General features: G+C 64.9%; 18 protein-coding genes. All 18 read left to right on the top strand.

Features of this window, described 5'->3' with window-relative positions:
- Positions 1-5 precede the first annotated feature (5 nt).
- The 18 genes from mmsA to ABIC09_RS02505 all read left to right on the top strand — a co-directional run bounded on the left by mmsA (position 6) and on the right by ABIC09_RS02505 (position 20,864).
- Positions 6-1,583: a multiple monosaccharide ABC transporter ATP-binding protein gene (gene mmsA, locus ABIC09_RS02590; RefSeq protein WP_354108314.1), complete on the top strand. Its 1,578-nt coding sequence runs from the start codon at positions 6-8 to the stop codon at positions 1,581-1,583.
- Positions 1,580-2,770 carry a multiple monosaccharide ABC transporter permease gene (gene mmsB / locus ABIC09_RS02585; RefSeq protein WP_354108313.1) on the top strand — a complete coding sequence of 397 codons (1,191 nt, stop codon included), beginning with the start codon at positions 1,580-1,582 and terminating at the stop codon, positions 2,768-2,770. Before mmsA ends, mmsB begins: the two co-directional genes overlap by 4 nt.
- A gap of 156 nt (positions 2,771-2,926) precedes the next feature.
- Positions 2,927-4,303, top strand: a complete 1,377-nt coding sequence (locus ABIC09_RS02580) for a uracil-xanthine permease family protein (RefSeq protein ID WP_354108312.1) — start codon at positions 2,927-2,929, stop codon at positions 4,301-4,303.
- 85 nt (positions 4,304-4,388) lie between these two features.
- Positions 4,389-5,753, top strand: coding sequence for an amidohydrolase family protein (locus tag ABIC09_RS02575; protein ID WP_354108311.1), 1,365 nt, complete (start codon positions 4,389-4,391; stop codon positions 5,751-5,753).
- Between the two features lie 208 nt (positions 5,754-5,961).
- Positions 5,962-6,618, top strand: coding sequence for an HAD family hydrolase (locus ABIC09_RS02570; RefSeq protein ID WP_354108310.1), 657 nt, complete (start codon positions 5,962-5,964; stop codon positions 6,616-6,618).
- Positions 6,619-6,624: 6 nt separating this feature from the next.
- Positions 6,625-7,575, top strand: a complete 951-nt coding sequence (locus ABIC09_RS02565; protein WP_148754706.1) for a sugar-binding transcriptional regulator — start codon at positions 6,625-6,627, stop codon at positions 7,573-7,575.
- A gap of 266 nt (positions 7,576-7,841) precedes the next feature.
- Positions 7,842-9,152: an ABC transporter substrate-binding protein gene (locus tag ABIC09_RS02560; RefSeq protein WP_502917634.1), complete on the top strand. Its 1,311-nt coding sequence runs from the start codon at positions 7,842-7,844 to the stop codon at positions 9,150-9,152.
- Between the two features lie 87 nt (positions 9,153-9,239).
- Positions 9,240-10,112 (top strand): carbohydrate ABC transporter permease, encoded by an 873-nt coding sequence (locus ABIC09_RS02555; RefSeq protein WP_187435359.1) that lies wholly within the window; start codon positions 9,240-9,242, stop codon positions 10,110-10,112.
- Positions 10,113-10,116: 4 nt separating this feature from the next.
- On the top strand, positions 10,117-10,947 hold the full coding sequence (locus ABIC09_RS02550) for a carbohydrate ABC transporter permease (protein WP_148755539.1): 831 nt from the start codon (positions 10,117-10,119) through the stop codon (positions 10,945-10,947).
- A 15-nt stretch (positions 10,948-10,962) separates the two neighbouring features.
- Entirely contained in the window at positions 10,963-11,970 is a 1,008-nt protein-coding gene (locus ABIC09_RS02545; protein WP_354108309.1) for an ABC transporter ATP-binding protein, read from the top strand.
- A 20-nt stretch (positions 11,971-11,990) separates the two neighbouring features.
- Positions 11,991-12,764: an SDR family NAD(P)-dependent oxidoreductase gene (locus ABIC09_RS02540; RefSeq protein ID WP_148755537.1), complete on the top strand. Its 774-nt coding sequence runs from the start codon at positions 11,991-11,993 to the stop codon at positions 12,762-12,764.
- A gap of 38 nt (positions 12,765-12,802) precedes the next feature.
- A complete protein-coding gene (locus tag ABIC09_RS02535) occupies positions 12,803-14,449 on the top strand; it encodes an FGGY-family carbohydrate kinase (RefSeq protein ID WP_354108308.1) in 1,647 nt (548 codons plus the stop codon).
- A 5-nt stretch (positions 14,450-14,454) separates the two neighbouring features.
- The gene (locus ABIC09_RS02530) at positions 14,455-15,387 is read left to right on the top strand and encodes a carbohydrate kinase family protein (protein WP_354108307.1); all 933 of its coding nucleotides are present in this window, start codon (positions 14,455-14,457) and stop codon (positions 15,385-15,387) included.
- Between the two features lie 111 nt (positions 15,388-15,498).
- Positions 15,499-16,920: an amidase gene (locus ABIC09_RS02525; RefSeq protein ID WP_354108306.1), complete on the top strand. Its 1,422-nt coding sequence runs from the start codon at positions 15,499-15,501 to the stop codon at positions 16,918-16,920.
- Positions 16,921-17,006: 86 nt separating this feature from the next.
- A complete protein-coding gene (locus tag ABIC09_RS02520; protein ID WP_354108305.1) occupies positions 17,007-17,957 on the top strand; it encodes an ABC transporter permease in 951 nt (316 codons plus the stop codon).
- A complete protein-coding gene (locus ABIC09_RS02515; protein WP_354108304.1) occupies positions 17,954-18,847 on the top strand; it encodes an ABC transporter permease in 894 nt (297 codons plus the stop codon). The genes ABIC09_RS02520 and ABIC09_RS02515 overlap by 4 nt, the downstream gene beginning before the upstream one ends.
- 20 nt (positions 18,848-18,867) lie before the next feature.
- Complete coding sequence (locus ABIC09_RS02510) at positions 18,868-19,863, top strand: ABC transporter ATP-binding protein (protein WP_502917638.1); 996 nt, start codon at positions 18,868-18,870, stop codon at positions 19,861-19,863.
- The gene (locus tag ABIC09_RS02505; protein ID WP_354084569.1) at positions 19,860-20,864 is read left to right on the top strand and encodes an ABC transporter ATP-binding protein; all 1,005 of its coding nucleotides are present in this window, start codon (positions 19,860-19,862) and stop codon (positions 20,862-20,864) included. The genes ABIC09_RS02510 and ABIC09_RS02505 overlap by 4 nt, the downstream gene beginning before the upstream one ends.
- Positions 20,865-20,884: the final 20 nt, after the last annotated feature.

Genomic DNA, 20,884 nt, shown 5'->3' with positions numbered 1-20,884 from the left:
AAATCATGACCGCCATGCTGGAGATGCGCAACGTCAGCAAGAGCTTTGCCGGTGTTCAGGCGCTGCGCGACGTAAACTTCTCGGTCGAGGCCGGCCAGATCCACGCCCTTGTCGGCGAGAACGGCGCCGGCAAATCGACGCTGATGAAGGTGCTGAGCGGCGTCTACCCGGCGGGCAGCTACGAAGGCACCATCGTCTTCGAAGGCGAAGAGCGCCGCTTCCGCGACATCAACGATTCCGAAGCGCTCGGCATCATCATCATCCACCAGGAACTGGCGCTGATCCCGCTGATGTCGATCGCGGAAAACATCTTCCTGTCGCATCCGCCGTCGAAGCTCGGCGTGATCGATCGCGACGAGGTGTACCGGCGGACGCGCGAGCTGCTTGCGCAGGTCGGACTGAAGGAATCGCCGGATACGCTGATCACCGATCTCGGCGTCGGCAAGCAGCAGCTGGTCGAGATTGCGAAGGCGCTGTCCAAGCGCGTGCGGATGCTGATCCTGGACGAGCCGACTGCGAGCCTGAACGAGGCCGACAGCGCCGCCTTGTTGGAACGTCTGATGAAATTCCGCGAGCAGGGTATCGGCTCGATCCTGATCTCGCACAAGCTCAACGAGGTCGCCCGCGTCGCCGACCACATCACCGTGCTGCGCGACGGCCGCACCGTCGACGGCATCGACTGCCGGGCCGAGCCGATCCAGGAAGACCGCATCATCCGCAGCATGGTCAATCGCGATCTCGCCCATCGCTTCCCCGAGCGCAGCGCCAAGATCGGCGAGCCCGTTCTCGAGGTTTCGAACTGGTCGGTCTATCACCCCATTCATCCCGATCGGCAGGTGATCAAGAACGTCAATTTCGGCGTCAAGCGCGGCGAGGTCGTCGGCATCGCCGGGCTGATGGGCGCCGGCCGCACCGAGTTCGCCATGAGCCTGTTCGGCCGGTCTTGGGGCACCAATGTCAGCGGCCGCATCGCCCTCGAAGGCCACGAGATCGCGCTGACGAGTGTTGCCGCCGCGATCGACGCCGGCCTTGCCTATGTCACCGAGGACCGCAAGCAGCTCGGGCTGATCCTGGCCGACGACGTCCGCAAGAACATTACGCTGGCAAGCCTCAAGCAGGTCGCGCCGGGGCGGGTGATCGACGACATCGCCGAGCTGAAGGTCGCCAGCGACTACCGTACCCGCATGCGGATACGCTGTTCCGACGTCTACCAGGAGACCGGCCAGCTCTCCGGCGGGAACCAGCAGAAGGTCGTGCTGTCGAAATGGCTGATGACCGACCCCAAGGTCCTGATTCTGGACGAGCCGACGAGGGGCATCGACGTCGGTGCCAAATACGAGATTTACTGTATCATCAACGAGCTTGCGGAAGCCGGCCGCGGCGTGGTTGTGATCTCCTCGGAGATGCCAGAGCTGCTCGGCATCTGCGACCGCATCTGCGTCATGAACGACGGCGCCTTTGTGGGCGAGTTCCCGGGCGCTGAGGCGACACAGGAAAAGATCATGCGCGCCATCATGCGCAACGAACGACGCAATGGAAACGGCGCGGTCGAGGCCGCTGAGATGGGAGGATCGCAGCCATGACCGACAAGACGGTTTCGCTGCCCGAGGAGCGCCGGCACGGCGGCTTCATCAAGAACAATCTGCGCAACTACGGCATGCTGATGTCGCTGATCGCGATCATGCTGTTCTTCCAGGTCATGACCGGCGGCACGCTGCTGCAGCCGCTCAACCTGACCAATCTGGTGTTACAGAACAGCTACATCGTCATCATGGCGCTGGGCATGCTGCTGGTGATCGTCACCGGCCATATCGACCTGTCGGTCGGTTCGGTGGCGGGTTTCGTCGGTGCGGTCGCCGCTCTCCTCATGGTGACCTACAAGGTCGACTACACGCTCGCCTTCATCATCTGCCTCGCGGTCGGCGCGGCCATCGGCGCCGCGCAGGGCTATTGGGTCGCCTATTTCAAGATCCCGTCCTTCATCGTGACCCTGGCCGGCATGCTGGTGTTCAAGGGCCTTGCGCTTGCCGTTTTGCAGGGCCAGTCGCTGGGGCCGTTTCCGTCGACCTTCCAGAAGCTGTCGTCGGGCTTCATTCCGGAGGTGCTGCCCGAGGCCGGCACGCTGCATCCGACCTCGATGCTGATCGGCGCGGTACTTGCATTGGGGCTGGTCTATGCCAGCGCCAAGAGCCGCACGCGTGAGGTCTCACACGGCATCGAAGTTGAGCCCTACGCGTTCTTCCTCGGCAAGAGCGTCGTCCTCGCCTGTGCGGTGCTCTATTTCACCTATCTGATCGCGACCTATCGCGGCCTGCCCAACGTGCTGGTCATCATGAGCGCCCTGATCGCGCTCTATGGCTTCGTCACCCGCCGCACCGTGATCGGCCGGCAGATTTATGCCGTCGGCGGCAACGCCAAGGCTGCAGGCCTGTCGGGTATCAAGACCGAGCGGCTGACCTTCTTCACCTTTGTCAACATGGGCGCGCTGGCCGCGCTCGCCGGCCTGGTTTTTGCCGCGCGCCTCAACACCGCAACCCCGAAAGCGGGCCTTGGCTTCGAGCTCGACGTCATCGCCGCCTGCTTCATCGGCGGCGCCTCGGCCTATGGCGGCGTCGGGCGCGTCGGCGGCGCCGTGGTCGGCGCCATGATCATGGGCGTGATGAACAACGGCATGTCCATCCTCGGCATCGGCATTGATTACCAGCAGGTGATCAAAGGACTGGTGCTGCTCGGGGCGGTGTGCATCGACGTGTATAATCAGCGACGGTGAGGGGCGGTATCGGGTGGCGATGGATGTCGGACGGGTCGTCGGCTGACGTCCGCCAGCCATGCGGGGCCTAGGTCACGCTTCGGCCAGAACACGGCAATACCACCGAGTGGCGGCACAACATTTGCTTCGTTTTACGGGATTGCAAGGACCCGTGAGATGCCCGCTGCCGTTACCGATCCCGTCGACGAAGTCCTGCCGGTGTCTCGGCTCATCCTGCTCGGGCTGCAGCATGTGCTTGTGATGGCGGCCTCGCCGATCACCGCCGTGTTTCTGGTCGGCAGGGCGCTCCATCTGTCATCTGACCTCACCGTCAACCTGATCAGCGCCACGTTTCTGATGTGCGGGCTCGGCTCGCTGTTGCAGAGCATCGGCCCGTTTAAGTTTGGTGCGCGGTTGCCGTTCATCATGGTGCCGGGCGGTGCTCCGATCGTGATCTTTCTTACGATCGCGCAGCAGACCGACATCCAGACCGCGTCGGGCGCGGTCATCCTCACGGCGCTATTCTATTTTGTGTTTCTGCCCGTGTTCGCGCGTTGCGTGATCTACTTCCCGAGGCTTGTCATCGGTACGATGCTGCTGCTCGTCGCCATCAACCTTGTCAAGGTATATGGCGGCATCATCACCGGCACGCCTGGTTCACCGGATTTCGCAGCTCCGAAGGGCGTCCTCCTGGCGCTATGCACGGTCGGCTTCACGCTGATATTCGCGCGCTTGTTCACCGGCATCGCAGGGCAGTTGTCCGTCCTGTTTGGCCTGTTGATCGGGACGATCGCTGCCGCGTTGACCGGCAATATGAGTTTCGACGGCATCCTGTCGGGTCCCGTCATTGCCTTGCCGCAGCCGTTTCCGTTTGGAGTGCCGCACTTCGACCTCGTTTCGGCAGTGCCGCTGATCGTCTTCAGCATCATCTCTATGGCGGAAGCTACGGGACAGACGGTGGCGATAGCGGATGTGGTCGGCAAGGAGATCGTGCCGCGTGACGATGTGTCGAAGACAATTCGCGGCGACGCGCTGATCTCATTGTTGGGGGGATGCTTCGGGACGTCGCTCATCATCACCAGCGGCGAAAATATCGGTATCGTCCGCGCCACCGGCGTGCGCTCGCGCTACGTGACCGCGACGAGCGGGATCATCCTGCTCGTCATTGCCCTGCTGGCGCCGCTCGGCCGGCTGGTCAACGCGATCCCCGGCGCCGTCGTCGGCGGCACCGCGATCATCGTATTCTGCATCATCGCGGTGATGGGCATCGATATGCTGCGCAAGGTGGATCTGCGCGAGCACGGCAACCTATTCACGCTCGCTGCTGCGCTCGCAGTCGGTTTGCTGCCGATCCTGGTGCCCGGCATTTACAGCAAATTTCCCGCCGGTGTGCAGATGATCCTTGGCAACGGGCTTGCCGCCGGAACCGTCGTCGCGGTGCTCCTCAACATCCTGTTCCATCATGTCCGCCCGAAATTTGCCTTCGGCCACGCAGAGCCCGCCGGCGAACTTGCCGATCCAATTGCGCCCGACACGCAAGTGGCGGCCGAGTAACGATTTCCGCTCGCCGCTCCAAACCAGTCTAGGTTCAGTCATGCCTCCCGATCTCAGTCCGGACCAGTTGACCGCCGGAGAACTGATGCTGGCCCCGGACCAGTTGATGCTCGGCGACGGGCCCGTCCCGGACCATGCGGTCGTCGTCAGCGGCGGCAAGTTCGCAGACGTCGGCCCGCGGATGCAGGTCCGCGCGCGTCATCCCGGTCTCGCCGAGCTGCTGCTGCCGGGCAAGCTCTTGATGCCCGGCTTCGTCGATGCGCACCACCATCTGACCCAGACGTTTGGCAAGGCGCTGGCCTTCGGCGAACCGTCGGAGATTTTCCGGCGCATCTGGGTGCCGCTCGAAGGCGTGCTCGACGACGAGCTCGTCTACCTCACCGCCAAGGCTGCGGCATTGGAGTCGCTACGTGGTGGTTTCACCGCGGTGGTCGATGCCGGGACGCGCGCCGAGGGGAGCGTTGCGGCGGTCGCAAAGGCCACCAAAGAAGCCGGCCTGCGCTGTGTCCTCGGCTTCATTTGCAACGATCTTGGTGGCGGCGGGGCCGCGGCAGATCGCGACGCGATCTTGGCTCGCGCCGAAGCGCATCTCGCACGCTGGCGCGCCGACAGTCTGGTGCATCCGTCGCTGGCAATCTCGATTCCCGAGGCCGCCACCGCCGACATGCTGCGCGAGACGTCGTTCCTGGCTGCGCGTTCTGGCGCAGTATTCCAGAGTCATGTCAACGAGCATCTTGCTGCCGTTGAGCGTTCGCTGACGCAGGTGGGACGACGTCCGCTCGAATACCTCTACGATCTGGGCGTGCTCGGCCCGCATGTTTTGATCGCCCACGGCACATTGGTCACGCCCACGGAACTCGCAATGCTGCGGGAAACCAATACGGCGGTCGCCTATAATCCCGTTGCCTCGCAATGGAAGGGCAATGCGGTGGCGCCGGCGACGCTGATGGCGACCCTCGGCATTCGCTTCGGCATCGGTACCGACGGCACGCGCAGCGACGCCTTCCGTCTGGTCGATGCGGCCGAGGCTGCGCAGAGGCTTGCGTTCGGGCTTGCCAACGGCGACTCATCCTGTGGCGGTGGTTGGACCTGGCTCGAGCACGCGACCCAGCGAGGCGCGGACGCATCGGGACTCGCCGGTGTCACCGGCGCGATCGCGCCCGGCCTTGCCGCGGATTTTCTGCTCGTCGACATCGATGTGCCGGAGTTCAGCCCGTCCTGGGATCTGACGTGGGAACTAGTGCGGCTCGGCAACCGCGACCAGATCGTGGCAGTGTTTGTCGCAGGCCGCTTGCGGCTCTGGCGGGGATGGCCGGTCGATTGGGACGGCCGCGCCCTGATGCATGAGATCGCGCGCCGCGCCCGCGATGCGGTCGCTCGCGCTCCGATCCAGCGCATTCATCCGGTTTCGCAGAAGCATCGGGCCGCCGAGCTCGAACGGAAGCGTTAGGGCGGTCTTCAGGCATAGTCGCCGATGATCAATACCGGCGGTGCACGTCTGCCGGGCAAAGGTGCATTTGCGCCGTGCCCATTCTCGCTTGCTCGACGTTGCGCGGAGGAAATGGGCGCGCGTCGCTTGACGTACCCTGATAGTCCTCGACAGATCGGCCAGTGGCTGAGCTATTGCCCAGTCAGTGAGTATATGATCGAATGCGGCGATGGATCCAGGCAAGCCCGATCTGATCATCTTCGACTGCGACGGCGTGCTCGTCGACAGCGAGTTGTTGAGCTGCCGCTGCCTCTCCGAGGTTCTGGCGGAGTTCGGCCTTCAGCTCAGTGTGGAGCAGGCGCTCGAACTCTTCCTCGGGCGCAGCACCAAGGCCATCGAGCAGCACTATCGCGATCTCGGGCACACGCTGCCTGACGATTTCTTTCCGGGCCTGAAGGCGCGCGTGCTCGAGACCTTTGCGGGAGCGCTCCAGCCGATCCCCGGCGTCGGCGCGGTTCTGTCCGAATTGGAGACGCCGCGCTGTGTGGCGTCGTCGAGCGACCTCGACCGCGTCTCGCTGTCGCTGGATGTCACCGGCCTCGCGCCGCATTTCGGCGACCGGCTCTACACCGCACAGATGGTCAGGCGCGGCAAGCCGGCGCCGGATCTCTTTCTTCACGCTGCCGGGAAAATGCAGGCCGATCCCGCGCGCACGCTGGTGATCGAGGACAGTGTCAGCGGCGTGCAGGCTGCCAAGGCGGCAGGCATGATGGTCTGGGGATTTGTCGGCGGTGACCATTATCGCGCGCGCGATGGCCGCGCTATATTGTCCGCCGCCGGAGCCGATCGGGTCTTCGCGCGCATGAGCGAATTCTGGGAGGCGTGAGGCCGCATGGCCGTCGAGAACGAAAAATCCAGGCTCGACGACGCCGCGCGTGCCGGCTGGCTCTATTTCATTGCCGGCCACACCCAGGACGAGATCGCAAAGATGCTCCAGGTGTCGCGCGCCTCGGCGCAGCGGCTGGTGTCGCTGTGCCTCGCCGAGCGGCTGATCACGTTCCGGCTCGAACATCCGATCGCTGCCTGCATGGAATTGGCCGCGCAGCTGAAGGAGCGGTTTGACCTTAGCTATTGCGAGGTGGTGCCGGCCGATCCTGCGGCGCCTCAGGCCACCGCCGGCATCGCCGAGCGCTGCGCCAATCTGCTGGACGCGACGCTGCGCTCGGAGACGCCTGTCATCGTCGCGCTCGGCACGGGGCGGGCGGTGCGCGCCGCCGTCGAGCGCGTCACGCCGATCGACCGGCCCAACCACCAGATCGTCTCGCTGGTCGGCAACATCTCCGCCGACGGTTCGGCGAGCTTCTATGACACCGTCGGCCGGCTCGCCGACCGCACCGGTGCGCGGCATTACCCGATGCCGCTGCCGTTCCTGATGTCGTCGGAGGACGAGCGCAACAAGATGGTGCGGATCGAGCCGATCGCGAAGGTCAAGGCGGTGGCGGCCAAGGCGGACTTACGCCTCGTCGGCATCGGCCAGATGGACCAGAAGGCGCAGGTCCATGTCGATGGCTTCGTCACGCGCGATGAATTGTTCGAGATGATGCGGCAGGGCGCCATCGGCGAGATCACCGGCTGGGCCTATGATTCCAAGGGACGCGTGCTCAAGGCCGGCACCAACAAGCGCCTCACCAGCATTCCGCCGGAGGTCCCGGCCAAGACCACGACCATCGGCGCCGCGGTCGGTGCGGCCAAGGTGCCGGCGATCGCGGCTGCGTTGAACGGGGGTCTGATCAACGGCCTGATCACCGACGAGGCCACCGCAAGGGCGATCCTGGAGCGGTAGGGCGGGCTGTCTCGCCGCTTGAGCCGCTGTCATCATCCGCGAAAGCGGATGATCCAGTACGCCGCGGCCCAGCTTGGGGCAAACCAACTGACTGTACGGATTACTGGATGCCCCGCCTTCGCGGGGCATGACGGAAAGGTTGCCGCACCGCAGCACTCATAAGTTGCGGGGAAGGCTACGAGCCTGCTTGACAAGCGCCGCCCCTCATCCGAACATACGCCCAACGCGTGGGCATATGCTCAAAAGCGCGGGCTAGGGAGGTCACCGTGAAACAATTTTTGGGCGCCGTCTGCGGCGCGTCCGTACTGCTTGCCGTCCCCGCGATGGCCGAAACGACCCTGACGATCGCCACCGTCAACAATGGCGACATGATCCGCATGCAGGGCCTGACCAGCGAATTCACCAAGGCGAACCCCGACATTTCGGTGAAATGGGTGACGCTCGAGGAAAACGTGCTGCGCCAGCGCGTCACCACCGACATCGCCACCAAGGGCGGCCAGTTCGATGTGCTGACCATCGGCACCTACGAGGTGCCGATCTGGGCCAAGAAGGGCTGGCTGGTGCCGCTCGCCAATCTCGGCGCCGATTACGACGTCGCCGACCTCCTGCCGAAGATCAAGGATGCGGTCTCCGTCGACGGCAAACTCTATGCCGCGCCGTTCTACGGCGAGAGCTCGATGATCATGTACCGCACCGACCTGTTCGAGAAGGCCGGCCTGAAGATGCCGGAAAAGCCGACCTGGGATTTCGTCATCGACGCCGCCAAGAAGCTCACGGACAAGAACGGTGGCGTCTACGGCATCTGCCTGCGCGGCAAGGCCGGCTGGGGCGAGAACATGGCCTTCCTCTCGGCAATGGCCAATTCCTACGGCGCGCGCTGGTTCGATGAGAAGTGGGAGCCGCAGTTCAACACGCCGGAATGGAAGACGACGCTCACGACCTACGTCAATCTGATGAAGGACGCTGGCCCTCCCGGCGCGAGCTCGAACGGCTTCAATGAAAATCTGGCGCTGTTCAACGCCGGCAAGTGCGGCATGTGGATCGATGCGACGGTGGCGGCGTCCTTCGTCACCAACCCGAGTCAGTCCACGGTTGCCGACAGGGTCGGCTTCGCGCTCGCGCCCAACACCGGGCTCGGCAAGAACGCCAACTGGCTGTGGGCCTGGAGCCTCGCGATCCCCGCAGGCTCGAAGAAGACTGAAGCCGCCGAGAAGTTCATCGCCTGGGCGACGAACAAGGACTACACCAAGCTCGTGGCCTCGAGGGAGGGCTGGGCCAACGTGCCGCCGGGTACACGCACCTCGCTCTACACGAATCCTGACTACCTGAAGGCCGCGCCCTTCGCCAAGATGACGCTGGCCTCGATCGACGCGGCTGATCCGAACAAGCCGACCGTGAAGCCCGTGCCTTACGTCGGCGTGCAGTATGCCGCGATCCCTGAATTCCAGGGCATCGGTACGCAGGTCGGTCAGCAATTCTCCGCGGCACTTGCCGGATCGATGACGGTCGATGCGGCACTCACCGCCGCGCAAACAGCGACCGAACGCGAGATGAAGCGCGCCGGTTACATCAAGTAGACCCGAGCTCTCCCTGAGCTCAAACTTGCGGCCATCCTCCACCCCGGATGGATGGCCGCCTTCTTCCTCCGAGCGGAGACGCCAAAGATGGCAACCCGGCAAACGCAACTCCTTGCGCGGTCGCTCCTGGCCCCGGCCGTCGGGCTGCTCTTCATCTGGATGATCGTCCCGCTCGCGCTGACGCTCTATTTCTCGACGCTGCATTACAGTCTGCTCGATCCCGGCTCGGAATCGTTCGTCGGGCTGGAAAACTTTCGCTACTTCCTCACCGATCCCGCCTTCCTCGCCTCGCTCCAGAATACGCTGGTGCTGGTCGGCTCGGTGCTGGCGCTGACGATCCTGCTAGGCATTCCGCTGGCGCTGCTGATGGATCAGCCGGTGATCGGCCGCAACATCGTGCGGCTGATGGTGATCGCGCCGTTCTTCGTGATGCCGACGGTGAGCGCGCTGGTCTGGAAAAACTTGCTGATGCATCCGGTATCCGGCCTGTTTGCCTGGCTCGCAAGATTGGTCGGGGCGACGCCGATCGACTGGTTCACCGACGCGCCGCTGTTTGCCGTGATCCTGATCGTGGCCTGGCAATGGCTGCCGTTCGCGACGCTGATCCTGCTCACCGCGCTGCAATCGCTCGACGAGGAGCAGAAGGAGGCGGCCGAGATGGATGGCGCCAGCGCCGTCTCGACCTTCATCTACATCACGCTGCCGCATCTGGCACGCCCGATCACGGTGGTGATCCTGATCGAGACCATTTTCCTGCTGACCGTGTTCGCCGAGATCTTCGTCACCACCGGCGGCGGACCGGGTCTGCAAACCACCAACATCGCCTTCCTGATCTACTCGCAGGCGCTGATCCAGTTCGACGTCGGCAGCGCCTCGGCGGGCGGCCTCGTGGCCGTCGTCATCGCCAACGTGGTCGCCTTCTTCCTCGTCCGCATCGTCGGCCGCAACCTGGAAGCCTAAAATCATGGCGCGCAAGTCAACGACGCAGCGGGTGGTGGTTTCGACGATCGGAGCGTGGTTCTTCGGCTTCCTGATCTTCTTCCCGATCCTGTGGATGGTGCTGGCGAGCTTCAAGACCGAGCTCGAGGCCTTCGCCATTCCGCCGTCCTTCCTGTTCTTCCACTGGACCACGGAAAACTATGCGACCGTGCAGGAGCGCAGCGACTATCTGCTCCATGCCATGAACTCGATCATCATCGCCGGCGGCTCGACGCTGATCGCGCTGCTGATCGCGATCCCCGCAGCCTGGTCGATGGCGTTCTCGCCGACCAAGCGCACCAAGGACATTCTGCTCTGGATGCTTTCGACCAAGATGATGCCGCCGGTCGGCGTGCTGGTGCCGATCTACCTGATCTACAAGAGCTTTGGCCTGCTCGATTCCCGCATCGGTCTTGTCTTCATCCTCTGTCTCGGAAACTTGCCGATCGTGATCTGGATGCTCTTCACGTATTTCAAGGAGATCCCGCGCGACATCCTCGAGGCCGCGCGCATGGACGGCGCCACCATCGGCCGCGAGCTCGTCTATGTCCTGACGCCGATGGCGATCCCGGGGCTGGCGTCGACCATGCTGCTCAATCTGATTTTGGCCTGGAACGAGGCGTTCTGGACGCTCAATTTGTCGACCTCGAACGCTGCGCCGCTCACCACGTTCATCGCGTCCTATTCCAGTCCGGAAGGACTGTTCTGGGCAAAACTGTCGGCGGCCTCGACGCTGGCGATCGCGCCCATTCTCGTCCTCGGTTGGTTCAGCCAGAAGCAGCTCGTGCGCGGGCTTACCTTCGGCGCGGTGAAGTAAAGGGGCTGCCGGATCATGGGTCAGATCACACTTCAAGGGGTACAAAAATCCTTCGGCCCCGTGCACATCATCAAGGGCGCCGACCTCGAAATTGCCGACGGCTCCTTCGTCGTGTTCGTCGGCCCCTCCGGCTGCGGCAAGACCACGCTGCTGCGATTGATTGCCGGGCTGGAGGACGTCAGCGGCGGCAGCATCCTGATCGACGGCAAGAACGTGGTCGACACGCCGCCCGCCAAGCGCGGGCTGTCGATGGTGTTCCAGTCCTACGCGCTCTATCCGCATATGAGCGTGCGCGGCAATATCGGCTTCGGCCTGAAGATGGCGGGCCTCTCCAAAGACGAAACCAACCGCAAGGTAGAAGCCGCCGCGGCGACGTTGAACCTTACGCCTTATCTTGACCGCAAGCCGCGCGAGCTCTCTGGCGGCCAGCGCCAACGCGTCGCGATCGGCCGCGCCATCGTGCGCGAGCCCAAGGCGTTCCTGTTCGACGAGCCGCTGTCGAACCTCGACGCCGCGCTGCGCGTGCAGATGCGTATCGAGGTGACGCGGCTGCAGAAGCAGCTCGGCACCACCGCGATTTACGTCACCCACGACCAGGTCGAGGCCATGACCATGGCCGACAAGATCGTCGTGCTCAACGGCGGCAAGATCGAGCAATACGGCTCGCCGCTGGAGCTCTATGAGCGGCCCGCGAATCTCTTCGTTGCCGGCTTCATCGGCTCGCCCAAGATGAATTTCGTCACCGGCGAAAATGCCGCGCAGAAGGGGGCGGCGACCATCGGTGTAAGGCCCGAGCACATCAAGATCGAGCGCGACGGCGCCGGTGGCTGGCCGGGCACGATCGCGGTCGCCGAACACCTCGGCAGCGACACCTTTCTCTACGTCGACGCCGGACCGCTCGGCATGCTAACGGCACGCTACATCGGCGAATTGAGCCTGCATGCCGGCGACCGCGTGTCGCTGGTGCCGGACCCCGCGCGCATTCACCGCTTCGACGCAAGCGGTAACGCGCTTCGGAACTAACAAGAAACGGGAATACGACCATGTACCTAGAAAAATTCAAGCTGAGCGGCAAGACCGCGTTCATCACCGGCGGCGGGCAGGGCATTGGGCTTGCCTGCGCGGAGGCGCTGGCCGAGGCCGGCGCCAAGGTCATTATCGGTGACCGCGACAGCAAGGTCGCCGGAGACGCCAAGGCCAGCCTGAAGGCGAAGGGTTTTGACATCGAGACCGCGATCATGGACGTCACCGACACCAAGCGCGTGGCGGAGGTCGCCAATGATCTCGTCGCTCGGCACGGCAAGGTCGACATCCTCGTCAACAATGCCGGCATTGCGCGCAGCGAAACGCCGGCCGAGACCGTCACCGACGAGCACTGGCTCAACGTCATCGACGTCAATCTCAACGGCACCTTCTGGTGTTGCCGCGAGTTCGGCAAGCACATGCTCAAGGCCAGGAGCGGCGCCATCGTCAATGTCGGCTCGATGTCCGGTTTCATCGTCAACAAGCCGCAGGAGCAGTGCTTCTACAACGCCTCCAAGGCCGGCGTACACCATCTGACCAAGTCGCTGGCGGCCGAATGGGGCGCGCGCGGCATCCGCGTCAATGCGGTGGCGCCAACCTATATCGACACGCCGCTCAACGCTTTCGTGAAGAGCACCCCGAGAATGTACGACGCCTGGATCGGTGGAACCCCGATGGGGCGGATGGGGCAGGTCGAGGAGATCGCCTCGGTGGTCCTATTCCTGGCATCCGAGGCTGCGAGCCTCATGACTGGCAGCATCGTGCTGGTGGATGGCGGCTATACTTGCTGGTAGGCTTGCGTCAAAACTGACGAGAGCGACCAGGAGCGACTATGCCGCAAGCGTATATCGGCGTCGACGTGGGGACCACGAGCACGCGGGCAGGGGTGTTTGACGAGGCCGGCTCGCTGTTGGCGACCGCCAAGCATCCGATCCGGGTCTGGCAAGAGGCTGGCGACGTCGTCGAGCAGTCGTCCCAGGACATCTGGGAGGCCTGCGTCAAATCGGTGCGGGCGGCGTTGGCGGAGGCGGCAATCGCGCCCGACAGCATCGGCGGCATCGGTTTCGACGCGACCTGTTCCCTGGTGGTGCTCGACCGCCAGGGCGAGCCGGTCACGGTGAGTGCCTCCGGCGACAAGCACCGCAACGTCATCGTCTGGATGGATCACCGTGCCATCGCTGAGGCGCGGCTGATCAACGAGACCGGCGACTCAGTGCTGCGCTATGTCGGCGGCTCGATCTCGCCCGAGATGGAGATGCCAAAACTGTTGTGGCTGAAGCGGCATCTGCGCGCGAGTTTTGACGCCGCCGGGCATTTCTTCGATCTGGCGGACTATCTGACCTGGCGCGCGACCGGTTCGCTGCAGCGCTCGACCTGCACAGTCACCTGCAAATGGAACTACCTCGCGCATGACGGCGGCGGCTGGAGTGCGCCGTTCTTTCAGCGCATTGGCCTGTCTGACTTCGTCAGCGAGAAATACGCCCGCATCGGCACCGAGATCGTCGCCCCCGGCACGCGGCTCGGCGCCGGGCTCACCCGCGTGGCCGCCACCGATCTCGGCCTGTCCGTTGGCACGCCGGTCGGCGCCTCCTTGATTGACGCCCATGCCGGCGGCATCGGCGCGATCGGCGGGCGTGACGGATCGGGCGGAACGACGGATGTCGGCGATCGCCTGGCCTACATCATGGGTACGTCGGCCTGCATCATGGCGACGACGAAAGAGCCGTGCTTCGTGCCCGGCGTCTGGGGCCCCTATTATTCCGGCATGGTGCCGGACTTCTGGCTCAATGAAGGCGGCCAGTCGGCTGCGGGCGCGGCGATCGACCATCTCCTCAAGTCGCATCCCGGCCACTCGGAAGCGAGCGCGGCAGCGCGCGGCGAGGGCGTCGACCTCATCGAATTCCTGGAGCGCCGCATCATCGCGCGCGCAGGCGATGCCAGCCGCGCCGCGCTGCTCGCCCGCGACGTCCATGTGCTTCCTGAATTCATTGGCAACCGTTCGCCTTACGCCGATCCCGATACGCGCGCGGTAATCGCGGGTCTCGATCTCGACACCGATGTCAGCTCGATGGAGCGGTTGTTCATTGCAGGTCTCTGCGGGCTGGCCTACGGGCTCGCCGAGGTGATCGAGGCCTTTGCCGCACATGGCGTGCATGCAGGCATCATGATCATGGGCGGCGGCGCCAGCCGCAGTCCGCTGGTGCGCCAGATCATGGCCGATACCACCGGGCTTGCTGTTGCGCTGCCGCAAACCAGCGAGCCGGTGCTGCTGGGTGCCGCGATGCTGGGTGCGGTTGCCGGTGGGGCCTATGCCTCGATCGGCGAGACCATGGCAAAAATGTCGGCGCTTGGACGCAAGAGTGAGCCGACCGCGCCCGACATGGCCGCGTTTCACACCAGGAAGCGCGAGGTCTACAAGCTGCTGCGCGAGGTCGATCGCGGCAGCCGCGCGGCGATGCGCGACATCGCCAAGGGTTAAGAGACATGCTGATTTCCTGCGGCGATGCGCTGATCGATTTTGTGCCGACGAAAAACGCCGATGGCCGCGAAGCGGTGATGCCGGCGGTCGGCGGCTCCTGCCTCAACGTCGCAATCGGCATCGCGCGGCTCGGCGCACCGACCGGTTTCGTCGGCGGCGTCTCGACCGATCTGTTCGGGCGCATGATCGCGGAACACGCCGCCGCCTCGAACGTCGAGCTTGGTCTCGCCACCCGCAGCGATCATCAGACCACGCTCGCCTTCGTCCGCATCGTCGCCGGCGAATCGCATTACGCTTTCTACGACGCCGGGACTGCGACGCGGAACTGGACGTTTCGGCGCGGCACCATCCCGTTCGATACGGTCGAGGCCGTCCATGTCGGCTCGACCACGCTGGTCAACGACCGGGGCGCTGCCGAGACCAAGGCCCTGATCACAGATGCGCGGGCCTCATCAACGATTTCCTTCGATCCGAACTGCCGGCCCAATCTGGTCAAGGACAAGCCGGCCTATCTTGCGCGCATGGTCGAGTTCGCCGCGAGCGCCGATCTTATCAAGATGTCGGACGTTGACTTCGCCTATCTCTTCGGCGAGGAGCCTTATCAGCAACGCGCGAGTGCGCTCTTGGCGCAGGGCGCAAGTCTCGTCGTCATCACCCGCGGCAATCATGGCGCCAACGCCTGGCATGCGAAGGCAGGGCAGATCGAGGTCGAGGCACCGAAGGTCGAGGTCGCCGACACCATCGGCGCCGGCGACAGCTTTCAGGCCGCTTTGCTGTTCGCCCTGCACAAGCAGGGGCGCCTCGCCCGGCAAAAATTGAAGGACATCGGCGCAGACGAGCTCCGCCGCGCGTTGTCCTTTGCCGCCAATTGCGCTGGCCTGACCTGCACCCGTCCGGGTGCCGATCCGCCCTGGAGCCACGAGATCAATTGGAGCTAGTAGACATGCGAGGCCCCGCGTGTCAGGGCGGACTACGGCCATGCGCCAGGCGAATGGACAGGGCAAGTCATCGCTGGCAAGGTCCGCCCGTCCTGACGCGAGCCCGCCCTGATGAGCGACGATCTCTGTTTCCTCTCTGCCACCGAACTGCGCCAACGCATCAACAGCAAGCAGATCTCGCCGGTCGAGATCACCCGTGCCGTGCTCGCGCGCGCCGAAGCGCTCCAGCCTGAGCTGAACTGCTTCATCACGCTCTGCGGCGATGAGGCGATGGCAGCGGCGCGCGAAGCCGAGCGCAAGGTGATGGCGGGCGAGCTGCTCGGCCTGCTGCATGGGCTTCCCGTCACCGTCAAGGACATCGTCAACACACGCGGCGTGAAGACGACTTTTGGCGCCGTTCCCTACAAGGATAACGTCCCCACCGAGGATGCCGTCGCGGTCGCAAAGCTACGCGCGGAAGGTGCGATCCTGATCGGCAAGACCACGACGCCGGAGTTCGGCAGCAAGTGCCTGACCGATTCACCGCTGTTCGGGCGCACCCGCAATGCGTGGAGTGCGGAGCGTTCGTCCGGCGGCTCCAGCGGCGGGGCGGCCGTTGCGGTGGCGAGCGGCATCGCGCCGCTGGCGATTGCCACCGATGGCGGCGGCTCGACGCGGATTCCGGCCGCCTGCAACGGCGTCGTTGGCTTGAAGCAGAGTAACGGCGTGATCGCGCACAGCCAGGCGCTCGATGCGTTCGGCAACCAGACCTATGTCACACCGACCACGCGCACTGTCGCCGACACGGCATTGATGATGCAGGCGATGGCCGGCGAGGATGCCTGCGATCCCTGGTCGATCGGTGTGCCTGTGCCCGATTTCATAGGCTCCGCTGCCCCGCGCGGTGATCTGCGCGGGCAGAAAATCCTGTTCTGCGCCTCGCCACCCGGCCGCCCGGTGTCGGCGGATGTTGCCACAGCGTTCAAGGCGAGCCTCGATTGGCTCGCGAGCCTGGGTGCCGAGCTCGAGGAATTCTCCGGCGAGGGATACGACGTCGAACCGATCTGGCGCGCCATCAACCACACCGTCTGGCGCTCGCGCTTCTCGAAGCTGGTGGCGGAGCATGGCGACGTCCTCAGCGAGGCCTTCGTCAGGCAGATTGCGCTGGCGACGAATGTCAGCGGCGTCGACTATCAAGAAGCGATGTTCGCGCGCACGGCGTTGTTCCGCCGCGTGCAATCCCTGCTTGCGCGCGGGCATTTGTTGGCGATGCCGACCATCACGCGCACCGCTCTGCCGATCGACCAGGACCTGTTCGGCACCATCGAGATCGACGGGGCGCAATTTGACAGCGTCCGCCCGCACTGGTTCCCCTGGACCATGCCGTTCAACATGACCGGTCACCCCGCGATCAGTCTGCCCTGCGGCTTTGGTCGCGACGGCCTGCCGATCGGGCTCCAGCTTGTGGGCCGCTTCCGGGCCGACGCGGAATTGCTGCGCGTCAGCGCGCTGTTCGAGGCCTCGCACGACCTTCTCGCCCGCCGGCCGGCTTGAGGGGTCCACGATGGGCCGCAAAAGGCTTGCGTCCGGGGTCCGGACATGTTGATCGTGCCGCCGATGAGCCCTGAAACCGACCGCGCATGAGCGTATTTGTCCTCCGACGTGTCCTGACTTTGCTGGCGACGCTGGTCGGCGCATCCGTGATCATTTTCCTGGTGCTGGATGCGCTGCCGGGCAATGCCGCGCAAATGCTGATGGGCGCCGACGCATCCGCCGATGCGGTGCGCGCGCTCACCGCCAAGCTCGGGCTCGATCAGCCGCTCGCGATCCGTTATCTGCAATGGATCAAGGGCCTCGTCGTCGGCGATCTCGGCAATTCCTATGTCTACGGCACGCCGGTCGGCAGCCTGATTGCGGAGCGGCTGGTGCTGACCATTCCGCTCGCGATCATGTCGATGCTGATCACGGTGACGCTGGCACTCTCGGCCGGCATCTACACCGCCGCCAACCACAATAAGCTCGGCGATGTCGGCGTGATGTCGCTGACCCAGATCGGCATCGCACTGCCGAACTTCTGGTTCGCCATTCTTCTGGTGCTGCTGTTCGCGGTGCGGCTGCAATGGCTCTCCGCGGGCGGCTTTGCCGGCTGGGAAGATGGCATCTGGCCCGGCATCAGATCGCTGCTGCTGCCGTCGATCTCGCTTGCGGTGGTGCAGGCGGCGATCCTCGCCCGCGTCACCCGCTCGGCCGTGCTCGAGGTGCTGCGCGAAGACTTCGTCCGCACCGCGCGCGCAAAGGGGCTCGGCAGGCGCGAGGTGCTGTGGGGCCATGTGCTGCGCAACGCCATGATCCCGGTGATGACGGTGATGGGCCTGCAATTCGCCAATCTGCTCGCGGGCACCATCGTGATCGAGAACGTGTTCTATCTGCCGGGTCTGGGCCGGCTGATCTTCCAGTCGATCGCCAACCGCGACCTGATCGTGGTGCGCAATTGCGTGATGCTGCTCGCCGCCATGGTCGTCATCGTCAATTTCGTGGTCGATGTGCTCTATGCCTTCATCGATCCCCGCATCAAGGTTCACGACCTGTGAGCGCGCCCCTGACAACTTCAGTCGACTTGCCGATCGCACCGCATCCTCTGCCGGCCAAGACGTTCTGGGGCAGAGCGCTGCGGCATCGCAGCTTCGTGCTGGGCGGCGTGCTCAGCCTGCTGGTGGTCGCCTCGGCGCTGCTCTCGCTGGTGTGGACGCCGTGGTCGCCTTACGAGATCGACATCGCCTCGAAACTCCGGCCGCCGTCGGCCGCGCACTGGCTCGGCACCGATACCTTCGGCCGCGACATCGTCTCGCTGCTGCTTGCCGGCGCGCGCGCGACCATCCTGGTCGGCATCATCGCGGTCAGCATCGGTCTCACCTTCGGCGTTTGCCTCGGCCTGATCGCATCGGCCAAGCGCGGCTGGACCGAAGAGATCATCATGCGATTCTCGGATTTCACCTTCGCCTTTCCGGCCGTGCTCTCCGCAATCATGCTCGCCGCGGTCGCGGGGCCAGGCATGCTGACCTCGATCATCGCGATCGGCATCTTCCAGATCCCGACGCTCATCCGACTGACACGCGGCTCCGCCAATGCGATCTGGGCGCGCGAATACGTGCTGGCGGCGCGCGCCTCGGGGAAGGGCGCCTTCCGCATCACCATCGAGCACGTGCTGCCGAACATCCTGTCGATCCTGATCGTGCAGGCGACCATTCAGTTTGCGCTCGCCATTCTCGCCGAAGCCGCCTTGTCCTATCTCGGCCTCGGCACGCAGCCGCCGCAGCCGTCCTGGGGCCGCATGCTGAACGATGCGCAGACCATGCTGTTCCAGTCGCCGATGCTCGCAGTCTATCCAGGGGCGGCGATCGCGATCGCCGTGCTCGGCCTCAACCTGCTTGGCGACGGCCTGCGTGATCTGTTCGATCCCAGACTGGCGCGGGAGCGGTGACGGTGGCCGATCCCGCAACCATGCCGCTGATCGCCGTCGAAAACCTCGGCGTTCGCCTCAACACCAGCCGCGGCCCGGCGCAGGCCGTGCGCGGCGTCAGTTTTGCGCTGAAGCGCGGCGAGACGCTGGGGCTTGTTGGCGAATCCGGCTGCGGCAAGTCGGTCACCGCGCTGTCGCTGATGGGGCTCTTGCCGGACACCGCGGTCGTCACCGGCAGCATCAAGCTGGATGGACGCGAGCTCGCGCGGCTCCCGGATGCGGATTACTGCGGCCTGCGCGGCAACCGCATCAGCATGATCTTCCAGGAGCCGATGACGGCGCTCAACCCGATGCACACAATCGGCCATCAGGTCGCCGAGCCGCTACGGCGTCACAAGAAATATTCCGCTGGGCAGGCGCGCACAGAGGCGATCGCCTTGCTCGACCGCGTCGGGCTGCCCGATCCGGCCAAGCGCATCGACGCCTATCCGCACCAGTTCTCCGGCGGCCAGCGCCAGCGTGTCACGATTGCGATGGCGCTTGCCTGCGAGCCGGATCTCCTGATAGCTGACGAGCCCACCACCGCACTCGACGTCACCATCCAGGGCCAGATCCTCGATCTCATCGCCGACCTCGTCGAGGAGCGCGGCATGTCGATGATCCTGATCTCGCACGATCTCGGCGTTATCGCCGAGAACGTGCAGCGCATGATGGTGATGTATGGCGGCACGGTCGTCGAGAGCGGGCCGACCGACGAGGTGTTCCGCCGTATGGGGCATCCCTACACGCAGGGGCTGTTCCGCGCCCGCCCGAAGCTCGGCGCGCGCAAGGGGACGCGGCTGACGACGATCTCGGGCACGGTGCCGGAGCTCGCCGATCTGCCGGCGGGCTGTGCCTTCAGCGAGCGCTGTCCGCTGGTCGAGGACAAATGCCGCGCGGCGCTGCCGCCAATGGTCGAGGTCGGTCCCGCGCATGTCGTGCGCTGCGTGCGTACCGACGTCTCGATGGCAGCGAAGGTCGGGGCGCTGTCCGCATGACCGCAGCACCGCTTCTCGACGTCAAGGATCTCGAGCAGCGCTACGCGCTGCCGCGCGAAAGCCTGTTCCGATCGCCCGGAGAGGTGCGCGCGCTCAACGGGGTGAGCGTGCAGGTCGCCGCCGGCAAGAGCCTCGGCATCGTCGGCGAGTCCGGCTCCGGCAAATCCACTTTTGCGCGCGTCGTGATGGCGCTGGAGCGGCCGAGTGCGGGGCGGGTCACGCTGCTCGGTCGCGACCTCAACCGCATCTCCCCCGATGAATTGCGCCGCGCACGGCGCGATATCCAGATGGTGTTCCAGGATCCCTACGGTTCGCTCGATCCGCGCCAGATGATTGCGCGTATCGTCGCCGAGCCGCTCACCGTGCTTGATGACGCCGACCGCAGCACGTTCCGCGCCCGCGTCGCTGCGGTGCTGAAGCAGGTCGGCTTGCGCGAAGCGGACATGGACAAATACCCGCACGAGTTCTCCGGCGGACAGCGCCAGCGCATCGCGATCGCGCGTGCGCTGATCACCCAGCCGAAGCTCATCGTCGCGGACGAGCCGGTCTCCGCGCTCGATGTCTCCGTGCAGGCGCAGGTGCTGAATCTGATGCAGGACCTCCAGGAGCAGTTCGGCCTGAGCTACATCCTGATCAGCCACGACCTCGCCGTGGTCGACTATCTCTGCGACGAGGTCGCGGTGATGTATCTCGGCCGGGTGGTCGAGCAGGGGCGGCCGGAGGATCTGTTCGAGCGCTGCGCCCATCCCTATACGCGGGCGCTGCTGGACGCGATACCGCGGGCGCGTGCCGGCGGGGGCCGGCGCCGGCGCGGCGCCCAGGCAATCGCCTCGCAATCGGCGGCCGCTGCCGGGTGCCCCTATGCGCCGCGCTGTCCGCTCGCCGACCAGCATTGCCGCGAGGTTCCGCCCTTGCTACGCAGGGTGGGCGAGGGACATCTCGCCGCCTGCCACAAGGCGGAGGCCGTGATGGCATTGCCGCAGGCGGCCATGGAAGATTAATGTCGGCTACGAGATTGGCG

Source organism: Bradyrhizobium sp. S3.12.5 (genome assembly GCF_040548225.1).
GTDB classification, from domain to species: Bacteria; Pseudomonadota; Alphaproteobacteria; order Rhizobiales; family Xanthobacteraceae; genus Bradyrhizobium; species Bradyrhizobium cytisi.
This window is presented reverse-complemented; position numbering and strand designations above follow the sequence as displayed.